Source organism: Streptomyces sp. NPDC111744 (assembly GCF_055634995.1).
Map to the genome: position 1 here is coordinate 23,039 of NZ_JBVKCG010000030.1, position 18,689 is coordinate 41,727.

The following is an 18,689-nucleotide window of genomic DNA, read 5'->3' on the forward strand; positions in this document are numbered from 1 at the left end:
AAAGCCTCCCCTTTCGCGGTGTTGTTTCCAACCCACGGATATACACTACCTCCCCTCCCCCCTGTGCCCCCCTCCCCCCCGCCGTCCACCCCCGCCACCGGCCGTTCGAGTGAGGCCACCGCCGAACACCGGTGTCGGCGACCGATGTCAGACCTCCCCGGCCGCAGCGACACCAAGCCCGCACTGCGCCACGCCGGTGACGATGGTCGGCGCTGGTCGCACCGGCATCGGCATCGGTGTCGCGCTCGACTCCGCACGGCCCTCACCCCCGGCCCCGGCACCACGCACCGCCCCTCGCCGATCGGCCGCGACCCGCACGCGGTGAGCCGGTCCGACACCGTCCTGACCCCCCTGGCGGACGCCTTCCGGCCGCGGCTGGTCGGCGTGGCCTGCGGCCTGCGGGGCGGCTGGACGTCACAGCGGTGCGCGGGCGACCGTCATGACATAGGCCCCGAAGAGCAGCGAGACCACCGCGAGGGCGCCGGCGACGAGGACGGCCTGAGCCGGACGCGCGCGCCGGCTCCGCACCAGGGCGCGGGCCAGCGGGATCAGGAGGGGGAAGGCGGGAAGCAGGAAGCGGGGCTTGGAGGAGAACGAGCCCGAGCCGCCCACGACCACCACGACCAGCATGCCCGCGAAGACCACCAGCGCCAGCGGGGCGCGGTCCAGGCAGAGCAGACCGAACAGCAGGACGGCCGACACGACGATCACCAGGTCCGCCGCGTAGACGAAGCCTCCGCCGTGCAACAGCAACCCTTTGAGGAAGTGCAGAGAGCCGAGTCCGAAGTCGAACCGTGAGTTCCAAGCGCGCTGCACGCCGAAGTAGCCGTCCAGGAGATCACCGGTCCGGTGCCCCACCCACAGCACATAACCGAGCCAGCCGAGAGGTGCCAGCAGGCACCCGGCCCACAGCCCGAGGGGGACGCGGCCCCGTAGTCGCACCGCCTCGTACGCGCCCGCGACAAGGACGGCCACCGCGACCGCGAAACCGCTCGGCCGGGACAGACCGGCGAGCGCGGCGAGGGTACCGGCCCCCAGCCAGCGGCCCTTGAGCACGCAGTACAGGGACCAGGCAGCGAGGGCGGAGAAGAGGGACTCGGTGTAGGCGATGGTGAGTACGACGGACTGGGGCAGGACGGCCCACAGGGCGACGAGCGCGACGGCGACGGTGCGGCCGTACAGGTGGTCGCCGATCCGGTAGACGCCCCACGCGGCCACGACGGCCGCCGCCCCGGCGACGAGCAGCGCGGCCTGGCCGGGGGTGAGCGGCAGGACCGTCGTCAGGGCGCGGATGAGCCCGGGGTACAGCGGGAAGAACGCCCAGTCGGTCTGCACGGCTCCCCTGCGCGTGATCTCGATGAGGTCCCCGTAGCCGTACGTGGCGATGTGCAGGTACCAGCGGGCGTCCCAGACATGGGCCAGGTTCCGGACCAGGGGGCGTCCCGTGAAGTGGTTGGCCAGGACGACGGCGCCAACTCCGGCGATCCGGACGGCCACGAACAGGACGAGGGCGGTTACCAGGCCGGACTGGGTCCGGCGGACGGATCCGGGGTGGGCGGGCCCGAACGGGACGGCGGACTCGGGCCGCGGGACGGAAGACGTGCTCACACTCCGACCTTCGGTAGCGGCTCGGGGCGGCGCAACTCGACCCGGGGGTTTCTCACGGTCTTCCGCACTGGTTCAGACCCTGGCGCCCCGCGTCACATGGGGACCCCCTTGATCGATCATTCACTGGCCGGTTTAGCATATGAGCGCCACCCAGCTCGATCGAGAGATTCAGGTCTGTGACTGTCAACGACGACTCGTTCACCAACTGGAAGAACCGCGAGGAGATCGCGGAGTCGATGATCCCGATCATCGGGAAGCTGCACCGCGAGCGGGACGTGACGGTCCTCCTCCACAGCCGCTCCTTGGTGAACAAGTCGGTGGTCAGCATCCTCAAGACGCACCGGTTCGCCCGCCAGATCGCCGGCGCCGAGCTCTCGGTCACCGAGACGATGCCCTTCCTGCGGGCACTCACCACGCTCGACCTCGGCCCCTCCCAGATCGACCTCGGCATGCTCGCCGCGACCTACAAGGCCGACGACCGGGGCCTGGGCGTCGAGGCGTTCACCGCGGAGGCGGTCGCCGGGGCCACCGGCGCCAACAAGATCGAGCAGCGCGAGCCGCGGGACGTCGTCCTGTACGGCTTCGGCCGCATCGGCCGCCTGGTCGCCCGGCTGCTCATCGAGAAGTCCGGCTCCGGCAACGGGCTGCGGCTGCGGGCCATCGTGGTGCGAGGCGGCGGCCGGGCCGCCGAGGACCTCGTCAAGCGTGCCTCGCTGCTGCGCCGCGACTCCATCCACGGCCAGTTCCAGGGCACGATCACCGTCGACGAGGAACACAGCACGATCCTCGCCAACGGCAACGAGATCAAGGTGATCTACGCCGACGATCCGTCCCAGGTGGACTACACGGCGTACGGCATCCGGGACGCCATCCTCATCGACAACACGGGCAAGTGGCGGGACCGCGAGGGCCTTTCCGAGCACCTGCGGCCCGGTATCGAGAAGGTCGTCCTGACGGCGCCGGGCAAGGGCGACGTCCCGAACATCGTGCACGGCGTCAACCACGACACCATCAAGCCGGACGAGCAGATCCTGTCCTGCGCGTCCTGCACCACCAACGCGATCGTGCCGCCGCTGAAGGCGATGGCCGACGAGTACGGCGTGCTGCGCGGGCACGTGGAGACCGTCCACTCGTTCACCAACGACCAGAACCTGCTGGACAATTACCACAAGTCGGAGCGTCGTGGCCGGTCCGCCCCGCTCAACATGGTCATCACCGAGACGGGTGCCGCGTCCGCCGTCGCGAAGGCGCTGCCCGACCTCAAGGCGCGGATCACCGGCAGCTCGATCCGGGTCCCGGTGCCGGACGTGTCGATCGCGATCCTCAACCTCCAGCTGGCCCGGGAGGCGTCCCGCGAGGAGGTCGTGGACTACCTCCGCGAGGTGTCGCTGACCTCGCCGCTGAAGCGCCAGATCGACTTCACCACCGCCCCGGACGCGGTCTCCAGCGACTTCATCGGCTCGCGCCACGCGTCGATCGTCGACGCCGGCGCCCTGAAGGTGGAGGGCGACAACGCGATCCTCTACCTCTGGTACGACAACGAGTTCGGCTACTCCTGCCAGGTGGTCCGGGTCGTGCAGCACGTCTCGGGCGTGGAGTATCCGACGTTCCCGGCGACGGCGGTCTGACACTCCCCACGTTCAGCGGCCCGCTGCCCTGCGAGTGCAGGGCAGCCGGGCCGTTTGCGCTGCACCCCTCTTGACGCGCCCACGCCCCGATGGCAGCTTTTTATCGATACAAAAGCTTTGCGAACACCGTTCCAGATATCGAACAGCCGGCTTCTCGGACAGGAGTGCCCACGTGCCCACCGCCACCGGGATCATCAACCTCGACATCGCAGGCCCGACCATCAGCCGCCACCTCTACGGCCACTTCGCCGAACACCTCGGCCACTGCGTCTACGGCGGCTTCTGGGTCGGCGATGACTCCCCCATCCCCCACGCGGGCGGCATCCGCCTGGACGTCGTGGAAGCACTGCGCGCCCTCGACATCCCCAACCTCCGCTGGCCCGGCGGCTGTTTCGCCGACGAGTACCACTGGCGGGACGGCGTCGGCCCGCGCGAGCAGCGGCCCCGGATGGTCAACACGCACTGGGGCAACGTCGAGGAGAACAACCACTTCGGCACCCATGAGTTCATGGCTCTGTGCGAACTCCTCGGCGCCGAGCCCTACATCAGCGGCAACGTCGGCTCGGGCACCGTCCGCGAGATGAGCGAGTGGGTCGAGTACCTCACCCGGGACGGCGACAGCCCCATGGTGCGGCTGCGCAAGGAGAACGGCCGTGAGGAGCCGTGGCGAGTGAAGTTCTGGGGCATCGGCAACGAAACCTGGGGCTGCGGCGGCAACATGCGCGCCGAGTACTCGGCCGACCTGGCCCGCCAGTACGCCACCTACTGCCGCGACCACGGGGACAACAAGCTCTACCGCATCGCCTCGGGCGCCTCCGACGCCGACTACAAGTGGACCGAGACCCTGATGCAGCAGATCAGCTGCTTCGGCTGCGAGGCCACCCCGAAAAACTTCTTCCAGGGCCTGTCCGTGCACTACTACACGCTCGCCGGCCCCTGGGAGGCCAAGGGCAGCGCCACCGAGTTCGGCACCGACGACTACTACCGCACGATGCTGTCGGCCCGCCGTATCGACCGCATCCTCACCGGCCACTCCACGGTGATGGACGTCTACGACCCGGGCCGCACGGTCGGCCTGGTCCTCGACGAGTGGGGCACCTGGTGGGACGTGGAGCCCGGCACCGACCCCGGCTTCCTCTTCCAGCAGAACACCCTGCGCGACGCACTGGTGGCGAGCACCCACTTCGACATCTTCCACAAGCACGCCGCCCGTCTGCACATGGCCAACATCGCCCAGACGGTCAACGTGCTCCAGGCCATGCTCCTGACCGACGGCGACGCCCTGGTCCTGACCCCGACCTACCACGTCTTCGAGATGAACAAGGGCCACCAGGACGCCACTTCGCTTCCTGTGCACCTACGCGGCGAGGACACCCGGCGCCGGGTGGGGGACGCCGAACTCGACACCCTCTCCGCCTCCGCCAGCGTCAAGGACGGCAAGGTCCTGGTCTCGCTGAGCAACCTCGACGCCGAGGAACCCGCCGACATCACCCTCGACCTGCGCGGCGGCACCCTCGGCGAACCGACCGCCCGTGTCCTGACGGCCGACAAACTCCAGGCCCACAACTCACCGGGGACCTCAAGAGCCGTCGCACCGAAGGACTTCGAGGATCTCACAGCGATCGCTCACGGCCTGCGGCTCTCCCTCCCGCCTCACTCGTTCGTCACCGTCCAGGCACCCCTGAACCCGCGCCGACCCTCAGGAGTGCGCACATGACCCGATCCCCACGTCCGCTGCCCGCACGCCAACTGCGGCCGCCGATGGGCTGGAACAGCTGGGACTGCTACGGCACCACCGTCACCGAGGAAGAGGTCCTCGCCAACGCGGAGTTCATGCGCGGGCACCTGCTGCCGCACGGCTGGGACACCGTGGTCGTGGACATCCAGTGGTACGAGCCCACCGCGCGGGCCCACGGCTACAACCCGGACGCCCCGCTCGTCCTGGACGGCCACGGCCGCCAGCTCCCCGCACCGAACAGGTTCCCCTCCGCCGCGGCCGGGGCCGGGTTCGGGCCGCTGGCCGGGCAGGTGCACGGCATGGGCCTGAGGTTCGGGTTGCACATCATGCGGGGCATCCCGCGGCGGGCGGTCGAGGCGGAACTCCCGGTGCTGGGGACGGAGTTCACGGCCGCCGACGTGGCCGACACCGACTCCGTGTGCCCCTGGAACTCCGACAACTACGGCCTCGACCACGACCACCCCGCCGCCCAGGCCTACTACGACAGCCAGGTGGCCCAATTCGCCGAGTGGGGCGTCGACTTCGTCAAGGCCGACGACATGCTCTTCCCCTACCACGAGCGGGAGATAGCCGCCTACGCGCGTGCCGTCCAGCGCAGCGGGCGGCCGATCGAGCTGAGTCTCTCCCCCGGCACGGACATGTCCCTCGCGCGCCTCGACCACCTGCGGGAGCACGCCACCATGTGGCGGGTCTGCGACGACCTGTGGGACCGCTGGGAGGACGTCGAGGCACAGTTCGCGCGGATGGCCCGCTGGGCTCCCTGGCAGGGCCGACAGGGCTGGGCGGACGCCGACATGCTGCCGCTGGGCCGTATCGGCATCCGCGCGGAGCGCGGCGCGGACCGCCGGTCGGCCCTCACCCGCCCCGAGCAGATCAGCCTGCTCACTCTCTGGCTGATCTCCCGCTCACCGCTGATGATGGGCGGCGACCTGCCCACCAGCCCGCACGAGACCATCGAACTGCTCACCAACGACGAGGCGCTCGACGTCCTGTGGCACAGCACCGGCAACCGGGAGGTGCTGCGGGAGCGGGACCTGGTGCTGTGGACCGCCCGGGACACCGACGGGCACACCCGGTACGCGGCGGTGTTCTCGCTGGCGGACCAGGCGCGCCGCTTCGAGGTGCCGCTGGGCTCGATCGGGGCCGCGCCCCGCAACCGGGTCCGGGAACTCTGGACCCGCACCGACACCGCCCACGACGGCCGGCGGCTGACCGTCGAACTGCCCGCCCATGGCGCCGCCCTCTATCGTCTTGCCGAGGACAGCGGGCGGGAGTGAGTGTGGCGACGATCCAGGACGTGGCGAAGGCGGCCGGAGTGTCGGCGATGACCGTCTCCAATGTGATCAACGGCCACCCCAACGTCCGCCCGGCCACCCGGGACCGCGTCCTGGAGGCGATGACCCGGCTCGGCTACCGGGTCAACGTCGCCGCCCGCAATCTCCGCAAGGGCCGTACCGGGACGATCTGTCTGGCGGTCCCCGAGATCAACCGCCCCTACTACGGCCGGCTGGCCGCCTCGATCATCGCGGCGGCCGCCCGGCACGGCCTCGGGGTGAGCATCGAGCAGACCGGCGCCCGCCGGGAGAACGAGCTGGCGGCCCTCTCCCTGTCCCGCAACCGGCTCTACGACGGCCTCATCCTCAGCACCGTCGGGATGGGGCCGGCCGATGTCGAGGCGCTGGAGGTCGACCATCCGGTGGTGATCCTGGGCGAGCGGATCTTCGGCGGGCCCGTCGACCATGTCGCGATGCCCAACGAAGCCGCGTCGGAGGCGGCCACCCGCCATCTCGTCGAGCGGGGCTGCCGGCGGATCGCCCTCGTGTGCGGGCGCCTCGGCGGTGAGGTCGATGTGTCGAGCCTGCGGCACGCCGGGTATCTGCGGGCGCTGGCGGCCGCGGGGCTGCCGGCCAACCCGGAGCTGGTGGTGACCGCCGGGTCGTTCACCATGCAGGAGGCCGCCCGCCGCATCCGGGAGAAGGTGACCGGCGGCCTCGATTTCGACGGGGTGTTCTGTGTGACGGACACGGTTGCCATGGGTGTGCTGCGCGCGCTCGCCGACACCGGGCTCCGGGTGCCGGAGCGGGTCAAGGTGATCGGCTTCGACAACGTCGACGAGAGCGCGTACCTCGTCCCCTCCCTGTCCACCGTCGACCCGGACCACGACCTGATGGCCGAACGCGCCGTCGCCCTGCTGGCGGCTCGCATCGACCGGGCCGGGCCCGGGCCGGAGCGGGAGGAGTTCGTCGGACCCTTCCGCCTGGTGGTACGGGAGTCGACGGGCGGCTGAACCAGTCAGCCGCCCGCGGACGGCGACCGTGGGGTGATCACTCGGCCTCGGCCCGTGGCCGTGCCGTGCTCATCAGACGAGGTGGCCGAAGACGACCAGATTATCCGTGTAGTCCTTCACATCGTGGTCGTAGTCGCCGGCGCAGGTGATCAGGCGTACCTCGGGGCGGCTGGTGTCCGCGTAGACGCGTTCACTGGGGAAGTCGTCCTTCGCGAAGGTCTCGGCGTCGTCGACCACGAAGTCCGCCTTCGTGTCATCCGCCCGGAGCACCGTGAAACGGTCGCCGGGCTCCAGTTCGTACAGCCGGGCGAAGACGGCCGCCGAGATCTTGGTGTCGACGTGCCCGGCGATGATCGCGGTGCCCGCCTCGCCGGGCGCCGCGCCCTTGGAGTACCAGCCGACGAGGTTGATGTCGTCGGACGGCGGGGGCTGGAGCTGGCCCGAGGGGGCGAGGGTGAGGGTGGTGAAGGGGGCGTCGACGGCGATCTTCGGGATGAGCAGGCGGGTCGGCGCGGACCGGGGCAGCGCCTCGCCGACCCGGCGCACCCCGCCCGAGGGGGCGGCGTCCGTGCTCTCGGCCGGCGTGTTGCCCGTGGCGTCGGAGGCCTTGCCGTGTCCGCCGAGCAGCGCCACGGCAATGAGCAGGACGGCCACGGCCCACACGGGCAGCCGTCCGCCGCGCCGGGGGCCGTTCGGGTCCTCCGGGTTCGGGGCGTCGGGGTTGGGGGCCCCGGGGGTCGGGGAGGAGGGGCCAGCTGCCATCGGAGTCACCTTTCTGGGGCACGGCAGCGGGAGGGGCGGAACGGGGGCCGCGGCCGCGCGCACGACGGTCGGCGGCCGCGGCTCCCGTATGCGTAAGCCCATCAGGACACGGACCCGTCGGCATTCCTGCGCCGCAGCGCGTAGACGCCGGCCGCCGCCACACCGAGGACCGCCAGCCCGCCGGCCGTGACCCCGGGCGTGGCGAGGCCGCCGCCGCCGGTGTGCATGCCACCGTGCGGCTTCTCACTGTCCTCGTCGTCGCCCCACGAGTTGCCCTCGTCCCGGCCGCCGCCCCCGCCTTCGTCCTTCCCCCTGTCACCCTTGTCGCCCTTGTCGCCCTTGTTTCCCTGTCCTTCGTCCTTGCCCTTGTCCTTGTAGGTCTCGGGGTCGAACTTGCTGTCGTTGCCGCTGTCCGAGCCCCACGCGTCGCTCAGCTTCGCCGCGGCGAGTACACCGCCGCCCGTGTGCATCCCGCCGCGCGGCCCATCGTGGCTGCTGTCGTTGTTGTGCTCCTTGCTGTAGGAAGAGTCGTCACGGCCTCCGTTGTCCCAGTCCCCCGCGACCGCGGCCTGAGCGCCGGGTGCCGCGAAGGCGAGGGCAGCGGTGGCGGCTGTCGTCGCGAGGATCATGCGGGCAGAACGCATCTCGATGTCCTTCCGCCGTGACCGGGCAGCGGATACTCCATCGGCTGAAACGACCCGGCCCCGACATGAACCACCGTCAGCCAGCCCCGCGCTCGGCACCATCCAGGCCGCCCATCCGTGGCGACGACACGCCCAACACCGCCCGGCTGGGTCAATCCCGCCCGGCGACACGCGGCCATTCGGGGGTGTATGGGCCCGTCGTCGGCGTGTCGCCGCATGGCGGGCCCGCCGTGGTGTCAGTAGCCGACGTAGAACGTGGCGTCGGCCTTCTCCGTGCTCGTGGAGACGGGGTCGATCCGCAGCACGTAGTCGGAGTGGCGGATGTAGCGCGTCGGGTAGTTGTACGAGCGAAACGAGGTCCAGGAGGAGTCGGCGAGACCGGCCGTCCGGTAGAACGTGGCGTCCTGGGCGAACGCCGTCGTGCTGTCGTTCTCGTCGAGCCGCAGCTGGTAGTTGTAGTGGCGCAGATAGCGGGTCGGGTAGTTGACCGACTGGAAGGACACGCCGCTGCTGTCGGCGAGGCCCGGGACCAGCTTCCACAGGCCGTCGGTGTACGGGTCGAAGGCGTACTCGTCGATCCGGCCGACGAAGTTGCTGTGCCGGACGTACCGGGCCGGGTAGTTGTAGGACTTCAGCCGGTTCCAGGTGGGGGTGCCCCACTTGGCGACGAGGTTGTTGTACTCGGTCGAGGTGATGGGCTGGATGCCGCAGTGCTTGGAGTTGAGCGGCTGGGTGTAGGTCTTCTGGTCGAGGGCCGTCCAGGTGCCGGCGGACAGGGCGCCGGTCTGCCAGGCGTAGAAGACGCCGTTCGGCGACCAGGTGTCGCCCCACAGATACCAGGTGGAGCTTGAGGCAAGGGACTTGACCAGGGTCGGGGCCTCGGTGCCGTTGTGCGAGACGGCCGTGCTGAACTCGGTGAAGCTGCCCGGGTCCAGGGAGGTGGAGCGAGCGCCGACCAGTGTGGAGTTCTTCTTGAAGTACAGGTAGTTGACGCCGTTCACGCCGACCGCCAGGTCGCCGTCGATGACGTCGTAGCCGGGGTCGAAGAAGACCTGGGGGTCTCCGGCGGTCACGAAGTCACCGGTGTAGTTGATCATGATGACGTTGTGGCCGCTGCCGTTGACGGCGGAGTAGATGACGCCGTACTGGCCGCGGCCGGCGTCCCAGAACGCCTCGGGCGCCCAGCTGTGGGTGTCCATGCCGTGCAGCTTCATCCGCCGGTAGCCGGTGAAGGTGCGCAGGTCGGCGGAGTCCCAGACGTGGATGTACTGGCTGACGTAGGTCCAGTCGGTGCCGTTCAGGTCGGTGGCGAGCACCACGAAGGTGCCGTCCTGTTTGCGCAGGATGAACGGGTCGCGCAGGCCGAGGGAGCCCGCGGTGGGGGTCGCGACGGGGTTGTTCTGGTTGAGCGGGGTCCACTGGAGGCCGTCGGTGCTCACGGCCAGGTGCAGGCCGTAGTTGGCGGCCAGCATGTCCGGGGACTCGGTGAAGTAGCACATCACATAGGCCGAGTTGGCGGCGGCCCGGGCGGTTCCGGCGCCGAGGGCGAGGGCGCCGGTGGCGGCGAGGGGGACGGTCGCGGCCATGCCGAGGAAGTGGCGGCGCGGCAGGGGGGTGCCGTTCATGTGCGCTCCAGACGACGGGGGATTGTCCGAGACTTCGAACGCGGTTCGGAGAGGCGATCAGAAACTAGAGGGACGTGTGGAGCGCGTCAATCCTTGCGTAACAAGGGAGTTACTCGGATTTCTCTCTTCACGGCCCGCCCGCTTGGCGGGGCGCGGCCGGCCAGGGCCCTGCCGTGCCAGGTGTGGTGGCGGGCTGTTGGAAGCTGCCCGCGTTGTACGGGTTGCCGCCGGCGACTCCCGCGAGCCCGTCGGCACCCTCGGGCGACGGCGGTCAGCTCACCCGGCCGGTAGGGCAGAGCCGGGTGTCCCACCAGGAGTTCCAGCGCGCTGCGACCGGTCAGCGCGGCCTGCCCGTCCGGCGCCGCCTGGGCGACGGCGCCGGACGGCAGCGAGGGAGTCGCTTTCCTCGCCCCACAGGCTGGCTTTCGAGATCTCTACGGTGCCCCCAGTCGCTTCCGTCTCCCGCCGAAACGGCACCGCCTCCCCCGTCCGGACCGACCGGGTCGTACGACTGGACGGTCGCGCTTAGCCTCGTCCTGAAAGTCCGTCTGACAAGGACCCCGTATGCCCGGCCGACTCCCCCGACGTGTGCTCGCTCTCCTGCTCGGCGCCCTGACCGGCGTGACGGCCGTCGCGGCCCCGGCCCGCGCCGGCGGCGGTGATGTGACGGAGTATCCGGTCATCACCACCGCCGACAGCCTCCCCGCCGGGATCACCGCCGGGCCGGACGGGGCGCTGTGGTTCACCCAGTCCGGCGCCGCCCGGATCGGGCGTATCGCGGCGGACGGCACTGTCACCGACCGCCCCACGCCGACCCCGGGCAGCACGCCCTTCGCCATCACGCCGGGGCCGGACCACGCCCTCTGGTTCACCGAGCAGGCGGCCGGACGTATCGGACGGATCACCACCTCCGGCGCCGTCACCGAGTTCGCCCTGCCCAAGGCCGCGAGCGCACCCGCCGGTATCACGCGCGGGCCCGACGGCGCGCTGTGGTTCACCGAACCGGGAACCGACCGGATCGGCCGGATCACGACCGCGGGCAGGATCACCGAGTACCGGGTGCCCACGGCCGCCGCCCTCCCGTACGGCATCGCCGCCGGTGCCGGAGGCGCCCTCTGGTTCACCGAACTCGCCGGCGGCAGGATCGGACGGATCGAATCCACCGGCCGGATCAGCGAGTTCGCGTTGCCGAGCCGTGCGGACTTCCCCGAGGACATCGTCGCCGGGCCCGGCGGGATGTGGTTCACGGCGTCCGGGTCGGATTCGGTCGACCGGATCGACGCCGACGGCCATGTCACCCGGTTCCCGCTGCCCGGGGCGGACGGCGACCCCGGCGGGATCGCCGCGGGGCCGGATGGCCGGGTGTGGTTCACCGACCGGTCCGGCCGTATCGGCCGGGTGACGGCGGACGGCAGGGTCAGCGTCGTACCGGTGCCGGCCGGTCCCGACAAGGCGCCCTTCCGGCTCACGACCGGCCCGGACGGCACGGTGTGGTTCACCGAACTGCTGGGCAACGCGATCGGACGGATCAAGCCCGCCCAAGGGCCGCCTACCAGGACACCGGCAGCCGCTCCGGGATGCGCTTCATGAAGCCGGTGCGCCACACCAGTTGGGCGGGCGGCACGGCGAGGGCGAGGTCCGGCAGCCGGTCGAGCAGCACCTCCAGAGCGATCCGGGCGTGCGCCCGGCCCAGCGCGGTCGCCGGGCAGTAGTGGGCTCCGCCGCCGAAGGAGAGATGCTCGGCGGTGTTGTCGCGGTGGACGTCGAAGCGGTGCGGGTCGGGGAACTTCTCCGGGTCCAGGTTTGCGCCTTCGACGAGGACCAGGACGAGGTCGCCCTCGTGGATGTCGGTGTCGCCGAGCCGGATGTCCTCCAGGGCGAGCCGGGGCAGTGCGTCGGCGATGGAGAGGTTCACCCGCAGCAGTTCCTCGACCCCCGGGCCGATCAGGTCCTGGCGGTCCCTGAGGAGGTCGCGTGCCGTGGGGTGGGTGAGCAGGTACACCAGGGCCATGGTGAGGAAGCCGGAGGTGGAGATGGTTCCGGCGCCGAACATGGTGACGCCGACGGTGGCCAGCATCTCGTCGTTCGGACGGTCGTGCTCGGGGCCGTCCCGGAGTGCGGCGAGCTCGCCCATCAGGCCATGGGTGGCCGGGTCGTCGAGCAGGGCGGTCATCCGGGCGATGTCCCGGTCCCAGTTGATCCGGGCGCCGGTCATCGGGCACGCCGAGTTCATGAACGCGATGTCGAGGCTGCGCAGGAAAGCCGGGGCCTCGGTCTGCGGGATGCCGAGGATGCGGCAGTGCATCCCCGCCGAGTACGGCTCGCAGAACGCGCCCCGCAGATCGGCCGTAGGTCCGTCCTCGACGAGCAGGTCGACCAGCCGGTGCGCCTCCTCGCGCAGCCACTCCATGAGGCCCGGCGCCTTGGGGTTGAGGGCCTTCAGCACCGCGCGGCGCAGCCCGGCGCCGGTGATGTTGCCCATGTTGTTCACGACCTCGGGCGGGATCGTGAGCGCGTACTGGCGGGGCGCGCCCGGTGCGGAGGTGTCCTTGAGGGAGAACCGGTCGTCGCGCAGCACCTGGTGGCACAGGCGGTACGACGACACCAGCCAGGCCTCGTCTCCCGCGATCGTGCGCACCCGTCGTACCGGGCTCGTGGCCCGCAGTTCCCCGACCTCGTCCGGCACCCGGGTGCCGTCCCAGGAGAACGGGAAGGACAGTAGCTCCGTGGCGGTGGTCATGCCGGGGCTCCTTCTGCGGCGGGGGTGACGATCGCGTGCCCCTGGTTTCGGGAGGCGCGCAGTCCGGCGCCCCGGGCGTACAACAGCTCGGCCATCGGCAGCAGTTGGTGGTAGCAGTTGAGGGAGGACGGCACGTGGAGGATGGCGGGGGTGTCGAGGAAGAGCGGGGCCTCCGCGCACACGTACTCCAGGCACACCGCGCGCTGCCGGTCGCTCGCGTCCTCTCCTCTGGCCGAGAGAAAGCGGCTGACCAGGGAGTCGCAGACGGCCCGGAAGTCGCCGTCCTCGCCCAGCCGGTCCTTCAGCCGGCGGTGGATCTCCTGGTAGGAGGGGTTGGCGCGGAAGCGGGACATCGGCTGCCAGCGCAGCCGGGTGCCCTCCGGATCGGCCTCGGTGACGGCGTCACGTACCTTGGCGCGCACCCCGCGCAGGTTCTTCACCGCCTTGCGGCGGGCCTCGTCGGGCGGATAGCCGGATGCCTCGTACATCTCGGCGACGTACAGATCGGTGTAGACGAAGTCGACTCTGTCGAAGTGGTCCAGTCCCCAGTGGGCGAGGTCGTGCAGGCGCCGGGCGGAAAAGTAGCTGTTGCCCGGCGACACGCCGATCACGGCGTGCGCACCCTCGTCGTAGATGACTTGGCAGTGGGAGGTGTAGGGCTGAACCTCGAAGACGTCGGCCATCAGCACGGATGCTGTGGTCAAGGGGGATACCCTCCGCCGCTCGCTAGTCCCTGCGGGGCCCAGTGCCCCTGGTGTGGCGACGCGGCGGCCCTCACGCTAGCGGTACCTGATCGACACGGGTAGTAACCGCCTGGGTTTGGCCGGAACCTGTCGTAGCAATGGTGGAAGTCCCGTGGAAATGCACGTGCTTTCAGGCCGGGAAGGTGGGACTCTCCTCTACGGTCCGATGAGTACCGCAGGGGGAGGTATCACCGTAGTGAACCGTATGCGCACTTCTTTCGGGGTCCTGGCCGCCGCCGGAGTCGTCACCGCCGCCCAGCTGGGCCTGGCAACCGGCGCGTCCGCGCAGGCCGGGGCGGCGCGGAGCACCGGTTGCCCGGTCGACATCGTCTATCCGAGCCGCTTCTACGTGAACTCGGCCGGCTGGGTCACCAACGGCGGCCTGTACTTCGCGGTGAAGAACACGAGCGCGAGCAAGAGCTTCAAGAAGGTCACGTTCACCGTGACGGACGTGAAGAACATCCGCTTCGGCAGCGCCACGGCCAAGGGCGGCAAGGTCAGCCACAAGACGTCGAAAACGGTTTCGGTGTACACGACGACACTGAAGAAGAAGGCCAGTCTCGGCGTGAAGGTGCAGACACATCTGCTGAACACCCGTACCTACAAGGTGAAGTTCGCACTGCACGGCACGGGGTGGAACTGTGCCGTCGACCAGGGCACCTGGGGCTCCTGAACCGGGACGGCCCGTACCCTGGTGACCGTGGTCGACTGCGGCGAAGGTCCCGGCGCGGTGGCCGCCCGGCTCACCGGGCGGCCGTTCTCCGCCGAGCGGGCACGGTCGGGCAGCCTGGCGGAGGTGACGCTCACCGGCGGGCGTGCGGTGATGGTCAAGCGCGGCGAAGGCCCCGGCGCGGTGCGGGCCGAGGCGGCCGGGCTGCGCTGGCTGGCCGCCGCCGGGGCGGTCGCGGTACCCGGGGTGCTGGGGCACGACGAGCGGTGGCTGGTGACCGAGCTGGTCCCGCCCGGACGTCCGGGCGCCGAGGCGGCGACGCGTTTCGGCCATGCGCTCGCCGCACTGCACGCCGCCGGAGCCCCGGCCTTCGGGGCGGCGCCGCCGGACGGCCCGTGCGACGCCTGGATCGGCCTCGCCCCGATGCGCAACGAGCCGGGTACCGACTGGCCGCACTGGTTCGCCGAACACCGCGTCCTGCCATATCTGCGCACAGCGGTCGACCGCGGGATAATGCGGCCCGGCGAGGCCAAGTTGGTCGAGGGGGCCTGCGAGCGGCTGCCGGAGCTGGCGGGGCCGCCCGAGCCGCCCGCCCGGCTGCACGGAGATCTGTGGAGCGGCAATGTCCTGTGGGGCGCCGACGGCCCGGTCCGGTTGATCGACCCGGCCGCGCACGGCGGGCACCGCGAGACCGACCTCGCGATGCTCCGCCTCTTCGGCTGTCCGTACCTTGACCTGATCCTGGAGGGGTACCAGGAGGTGGCCCCCCTGGCCGCCGGCTGGGCGGAGCGCGTGGGAGTGCACCAGTTGTTTCCGCTGCTGGTGCATACCGTGCTCTTCGGACGGGGCTACGCCGAACAGACTTTGGAGACATCCCGGTCCATCGCGCGCATCTGACGCCGTCACATGCCGAACGGGTATGTGAAATCGGCCACGGACGGGAACGATTCGCCGCTGATTCCCAGCTGGTTTCTTAACAAGCCCTTAATTACGACTGAGATCACGCAGAGTAGGGAAACCAACCACGCGTTCGAATCGTATAAGTGCATGGAAGAACGAAACAGGGAGAGACCATGCAACCGTTCGCGCTCAACTACGCACGCCCCGCAGTGCAGTTGGACGTCATCACTCCGTACGCGTATGACTCCGGACTGCAGTTGAACGTTCTCCTCGATGGCCGGATCGCAGCCACCGATCACGCAATGCTCAGAGCCCTGGGGACCACGACCTCCACCGCGGGCTCCAAGACGCACTTCGACGACTGAGCGCGGGCCCCGGCGATGACCGTGCTCATCCTGACCAGTGACGAGGACGTGACGGCGGACATGGTGGTCCTCCGGCTGCACGAGGCCGGAGTGCCCGTCGTCCGCCTCGATCCTGCCGATCTGACCAGCGGTGTGGCCCTGTCGGGCGAATATGTGCAGGGCGTCAGTCGCGGACATCTGTCCGTCAACGGGCGTCTGGTGAGCATGAGCGGCCTCCGCTCCATCTGGGTGCGCAGGCCGGGGGTGGCGGCCGCGCGGGCCGCCCAGCCGTCCGCCTGGCTGAGCGAGGAGTCCGAACAGGCGTTGTACGGCATGCTGCGCGGGACCGACGCGCGCTGGATGAACCATCCGGACGCGGCCCGCCGGGCCCGCCACAAGCCGTGGCAGCTGCGGCTGGCGCAGCGCAGCGGGCTCGCCGTGCCCGCGACGCTGATCACCACGTTCCCGCAGGCGGCCAGGGAGTTCGCGGAACGCTTCCCGGATCTGGTCGTCAAACCGGTGTCGGGCGCGCATCCGCAGGAGCCGCCGCGGGCGGTGCCGACCAGCCGGGTGGCGCCGGACACCGACTTCGCGGCGGTGGCGTTCGGGCCGACGCTGTTGCAGCGGCGGGTCGCCAAACGGGCGGACATCCGGCTGACGGTGGTCGGCGAGCGGCTGCTGGCCGCCCGCAAGCCGGTGAACCCGGACGCCCATCCCGACGACGTGGACGTCCGGTTCGCCCCGTCCGTCTCTCCCTGGCAGGAGGCGGAGGTGCCGCCGCGAGTCGCCGAGAACGTTCACACGTATATGAAGGATGCAGAACTGGCCTATGGTGCCTTCGACTTCGCGGAGGACGCCGACGGCATCTGGTGGTTCCTGGAGTGCAACCAGTCGGGCCAGTTCGGTTTCGTCGAGATGGACACCGGTCAGCCGATCGCCGAGACCATCGCCGGCTGGCTGGCGCACGGCACGGAGCAGTACCGGCCGTACGTCAACGGCGGTCGGAGCGCGACGCCTTGACCATCCGGGCGACGATGTGGGACCGGGCACGGAGAGAGGAACGGGAGATGCGCATCGGACTGCTGGGGACCGGCCCCTGGGCACGGGCGGCCTACGCCCCCGCGCTGGCGGGGCACGGATCGCTGGACTTCACCGGGGTGTGGGGCCGCCGCCCGGAGGCCGCGGCGGAGCTGGCCGAGGAGTACGGGGTCCGGTCGTACGACGACGTGGACGCGCTGTTCGCCGATGTCGACGCGGTGGCCGTGGCGCTGCCGCCGGCCGTCCAGGCGGCACTGGCGGTGCGGGCCGCGGCGGCGGGTCGGCATTTGCTGCTGGACAAGCCACTCGCGCTCGGCGTCGCCGAGGCGCGGGCCGTAGTGGAGGCGACAGAGCGGGCCGGGGTCGCCTCGGTGGTCTTCTTCACCACCCGGTTCCAGAGCGAACCCGAGGCGTGGATCGGCGAACAGGCGGGCATGGCAGGCTGGTTCACGGCGCGGGCGCAGTGGCTGGGGTCGGTGTTCACCGACGAGAGCCCGTTCGCCGCGTCGCCGTGGCGACGGGAGAAGGGCGCGCTGTGGGACGTGGGCCCGCACGCCCTGTCCGTGCTGCTTCCGGTCCTGGGCGACGTACGGCGGGTGGCGGCCGCCGTGCACGGCCCCGCCGACACCGTCCATCTGGTCCTCGACCATGCCGCCGGTGCGTCCAGCACGGTGACGCTGAGCCTGACGGCTCCCGCGGCGGCAGCCGGGGCCGATGTGGAGCTGCGGGGCGAGGCGGGGGTGACGCTGCTGCCGAGGAGTGCGGAAGGAGCGGTCCCCGCCCTGTCCCGCGCCGCCGACGCCCTGGCCACCGCCGCCCGCACGGGCCACCCGCACCCCTGCGACGCGGCCTTCGGCCTACGGGTCACCGAGATCCTCACCGAGGCGGAGACTCTGCTGGGCAAGGACGTCGGCTAGCGATCTCGCCGACGGGCACCCGCTTGCCGCGCACCTGCCAGGTGCCAGCCTCGAATCCGATGCCGGCTCCTCCCGTCCGCTGTGGATCACCGCGCCGTCAGCCTGTCACCCGGCACTGACGGCGGCCGTCGCCCAGAAGTTCATCCGCTCCCGGACGACCGGGTAGCCCGCCTCGGCGAAGTGCGCGGCCATCGGGAAGTTGCCCTGGTCGGTGGCGGCGCCGATGGCCTCGGCTCCCTGCTCCACGAGGAAGCGGGTGCACTCGACGAGCAGGTCGTAGGCGTAGCCGTGCCCGCGCTGCGCGGGCAGCACGCCGATGAAACCGATGCACGGCCCGGACGGATTGCGCGCGGGGATGTGGATGCCGACCGTCTCCCCGTCCGGGGTGCGGGCGACCTGCCACCACTCGCGGGGCGAGGGGAACCAGTGGAAGATCTCCAGGTCCTCCTGGGCCGCCAGCTCCACTCCCCCTTTCTCGACGGCCCGGCGGGCGTGGGCGTCGAGGGTTGCGGAGCTGATGCCACGCAGGACGCCGAGGAAGACCGAGTCGTCGGGTTCGGGGGTGAAGACGAGACGGCCGGGCCGCGCGGGCAGACCGCACTCGGGGGTCCAGCGGTAGTTGTAGCGCTCCACCAGCAGTTCGTAGCCCGCCTTGCGGGCGGCGCCGAAGCGGGTCTCGGCGGCCGTGCGCAGCGCGGGGACGTCACGCCAGCCGACGGGCAGGTCGAGTTCCAGTTCGTCGGTCTGCCAGGGCGCGCCGCGCAGCAGCTCGGCGCCTGCCTCCTCCTCGCCCTCGGCCACGTCGAACCAGTTGATCAGGAGCGGTTCGGTGTCCTCGGGCCCGCCCCACCAGGCGGCGCGGGCGACCACCCGCCCGTCGCGCAGGGCGACGCGCTTCCAGCCAGGGCGGTAGCGGGTGTGCCGGTGCGTCTCGCTCAGGCGCAGCGGGTCGGGCAGGGCGTCGAAGAGGGCGGCGGTGCCGTCGTCCAGCGTACGGATGACCGGATCGGTCACGGATTCCTCCGGGATACGTGCTGTGGGCCGA

General features: G+C 70.8%; 17 protein-coding genes. 10 read left to right on the plus strand and 7 right to left on the minus strand.

The window, feature by feature from the left end; translation table 11 throughout:
- Nucleotides 1-414: 414 nt before the first annotated feature.
- Entirely contained in the window at nucleotides 415-1,608 is a 1,194-nt protein-coding gene (locus ACZ7OO_RS38810; protein WP_471512176.1) for a glycosyltransferase family 39 protein, read from the minus strand.
- A gap of 176 nt (nucleotides 1,609-1,784) precedes the next feature.
- Here ACZ7OO_RS38810 and ACZ7OO_RS38815 point away from each other — a divergent pair, with 176 nt between their 5' ends.
- From ACZ7OO_RS38815 to ACZ7OO_RS38830, 4 genes are all read left to right on the plus strand, one after another.
- Complete coding sequence (locus ACZ7OO_RS38815) at nucleotides 1,785-3,236, plus strand: glyceraldehyde-3-phosphate dehydrogenase (protein WP_471512177.1); 1,452 nt, start codon at nucleotides 1,785-1,787, stop codon at nucleotides 3,234-3,236.
- 172 nt (nucleotides 3,237-3,408) lie between these two features.
- Nucleotides 3,409-4,953 (plus strand): alpha-N-arabinofuranosidase, encoded by a 1,545-nt coding sequence (locus ACZ7OO_RS38820; protein WP_471512178.1) that lies wholly within the window; start codon nucleotides 3,409-3,411, stop codon nucleotides 4,951-4,953.
- Entirely contained in the window at nucleotides 4,950-6,251 is a 1,302-nt protein-coding gene (locus tag ACZ7OO_RS38825; protein WP_471512179.1) for a glycoside hydrolase family 27 protein, read from the plus strand. Before ACZ7OO_RS38820 ends, ACZ7OO_RS38825 begins: the two co-directional genes overlap by 4 nt.
- Before the next feature lie 2 nt (nucleotides 6,252-6,253).
- Nucleotides 6,254-7,261 carry a LacI family DNA-binding transcriptional regulator gene (locus tag ACZ7OO_RS38830; RefSeq protein ID WP_471512180.1) on the plus strand — a complete coding sequence of 336 codons (1,008 nt, stop codon included), beginning with the start codon at nucleotides 6,254-6,256 and terminating at the stop codon, nucleotides 7,259-7,261.
- A 72-nt stretch (nucleotides 7,262-7,333) separates the two neighbouring features.
- On the opposite strand, the gene ACZ7OO_RS38835 is transcribed toward ACZ7OO_RS38830, so the two are convergent.
- From ACZ7OO_RS38835 to ACZ7OO_RS38845, 3 genes are all read right to left on the minus strand, one after another.
- Complete coding sequence (locus tag ACZ7OO_RS38835; RefSeq protein WP_471512181.1) at nucleotides 7,334-8,023, minus strand: class F sortase; 690 nt, start codon at nucleotides 8,021-8,023, stop codon at nucleotides 7,334-7,336.
- A gap of 101 nt (nucleotides 8,024-8,124) precedes the next feature.
- Nucleotides 8,125-8,667, minus strand: a complete 543-nt coding sequence (locus ACZ7OO_RS38840) for a hypothetical protein (RefSeq protein WP_471512182.1) — start codon at nucleotides 8,665-8,667, stop codon at nucleotides 8,125-8,127.
- A 236-nt stretch (nucleotides 8,668-8,903) separates the two neighbouring features.
- A complete protein-coding gene (locus ACZ7OO_RS38845; protein WP_471512183.1) occupies nucleotides 8,904-10,292 on the minus strand; it encodes a glycoside hydrolase family 43 protein in 1,389 nt (462 codons plus the stop codon).
- A 564-nt stretch (nucleotides 10,293-10,856) separates the two neighbouring features.
- On the opposite strand from ACZ7OO_RS38845, the gene ACZ7OO_RS38850 reads away from it, so the two are divergent.
- Nucleotides 10,857-11,882: a Vgb family protein gene (locus ACZ7OO_RS38850; protein WP_471512184.1), complete on the plus strand. Its 1,026-nt coding sequence runs from the start codon at nucleotides 10,857-10,859 to the stop codon at nucleotides 11,880-11,882.
- Here ACZ7OO_RS38850 and ACZ7OO_RS38855 read toward each other — a convergent pair.
- Together ACZ7OO_RS38855 and ACZ7OO_RS38860 are read right to left on the minus strand one after the other, a co-directional pair.
- Complete coding sequence (locus ACZ7OO_RS38855) at nucleotides 11,842-13,032, minus strand: cytochrome P450 (protein ID WP_471512185.1); 1,191 nt, start codon at nucleotides 13,030-13,032, stop codon at nucleotides 11,842-11,844. The genes ACZ7OO_RS38850 and ACZ7OO_RS38855 overlap by 41 nt on opposite strands.
- Complete coding sequence (locus tag ACZ7OO_RS38860; RefSeq protein ID WP_471512186.1) at nucleotides 13,029-13,736, minus strand: cyclodityrosine synthase; 708 nt, start codon at nucleotides 13,734-13,736, stop codon at nucleotides 13,029-13,031. Before ACZ7OO_RS38860 ends, ACZ7OO_RS38855 begins: the two co-directional genes overlap by 4 nt.
- 244 nt (nucleotides 13,737-13,980) lie before the next feature.
- Between ACZ7OO_RS38860 and ACZ7OO_RS38865 the strand changes: the two genes are divergently transcribed.
- The 5 genes from ACZ7OO_RS38865 to ACZ7OO_RS38885 all read left to right on the plus strand — a co-directional run bounded on the left by ACZ7OO_RS38865 (nucleotide 13,981) and on the right by ACZ7OO_RS38885 (nucleotide 17,644).
- Nucleotides 13,981-14,448: a hypothetical protein gene (locus tag ACZ7OO_RS38865; RefSeq protein ID WP_471512187.1), complete on the plus strand. Its 468-nt coding sequence runs from the start codon at nucleotides 13,981-13,983 to the stop codon at nucleotides 14,446-14,448.
- A 27-nt stretch (nucleotides 14,449-14,475) separates the two neighbouring features.
- Nucleotides 14,476-15,342, plus strand: coding sequence for a fructosamine kinase family protein (locus ACZ7OO_RS38870; protein WP_471512188.1), 867 nt, complete (start codon nucleotides 14,476-14,478; stop codon nucleotides 15,340-15,342).
- Nucleotides 15,343-15,518: 176 nt separating this feature from the next.
- Entirely contained in the window at nucleotides 15,519-15,710 is a 192-nt protein-coding gene (gene tgmA / locus ACZ7OO_RS38875; RefSeq protein WP_471512189.1) for a putative ATP-grasp-modified RiPP, read from the plus strand.
- 15 nt (nucleotides 15,711-15,725) lie between these two features.
- Nucleotides 15,726-16,709: an ATP-grasp ribosomal peptide maturase gene (tgmB, locus tag ACZ7OO_RS38880; protein WP_471512190.1), complete on the plus strand. Its 984-nt coding sequence runs from the start codon at nucleotides 15,726-15,728 to the stop codon at nucleotides 16,707-16,709.
- Between the two features lie 47 nt (nucleotides 16,710-16,756).
- Nucleotides 16,757-17,644 (plus strand): Gfo/Idh/MocA family protein, encoded by an 888-nt coding sequence (locus tag ACZ7OO_RS38885; protein WP_471512191.1) that lies wholly within the window; start codon nucleotides 16,757-16,759, stop codon nucleotides 17,642-17,644.
- A 105-nt stretch (nucleotides 17,645-17,749) separates the two neighbouring features.
- On the opposite strand, the gene ACZ7OO_RS38890 is transcribed toward ACZ7OO_RS38885, so the two are convergent.
- A complete protein-coding gene (locus ACZ7OO_RS38890) occupies nucleotides 17,750-18,658 on the minus strand; it encodes a GNAT family N-acetyltransferase (RefSeq protein ID WP_471512192.1) in 909 nt (302 codons plus the stop codon).
- Between the last annotated feature and the right edge of the window lie 31 nt (nucleotides 18,659-18,689).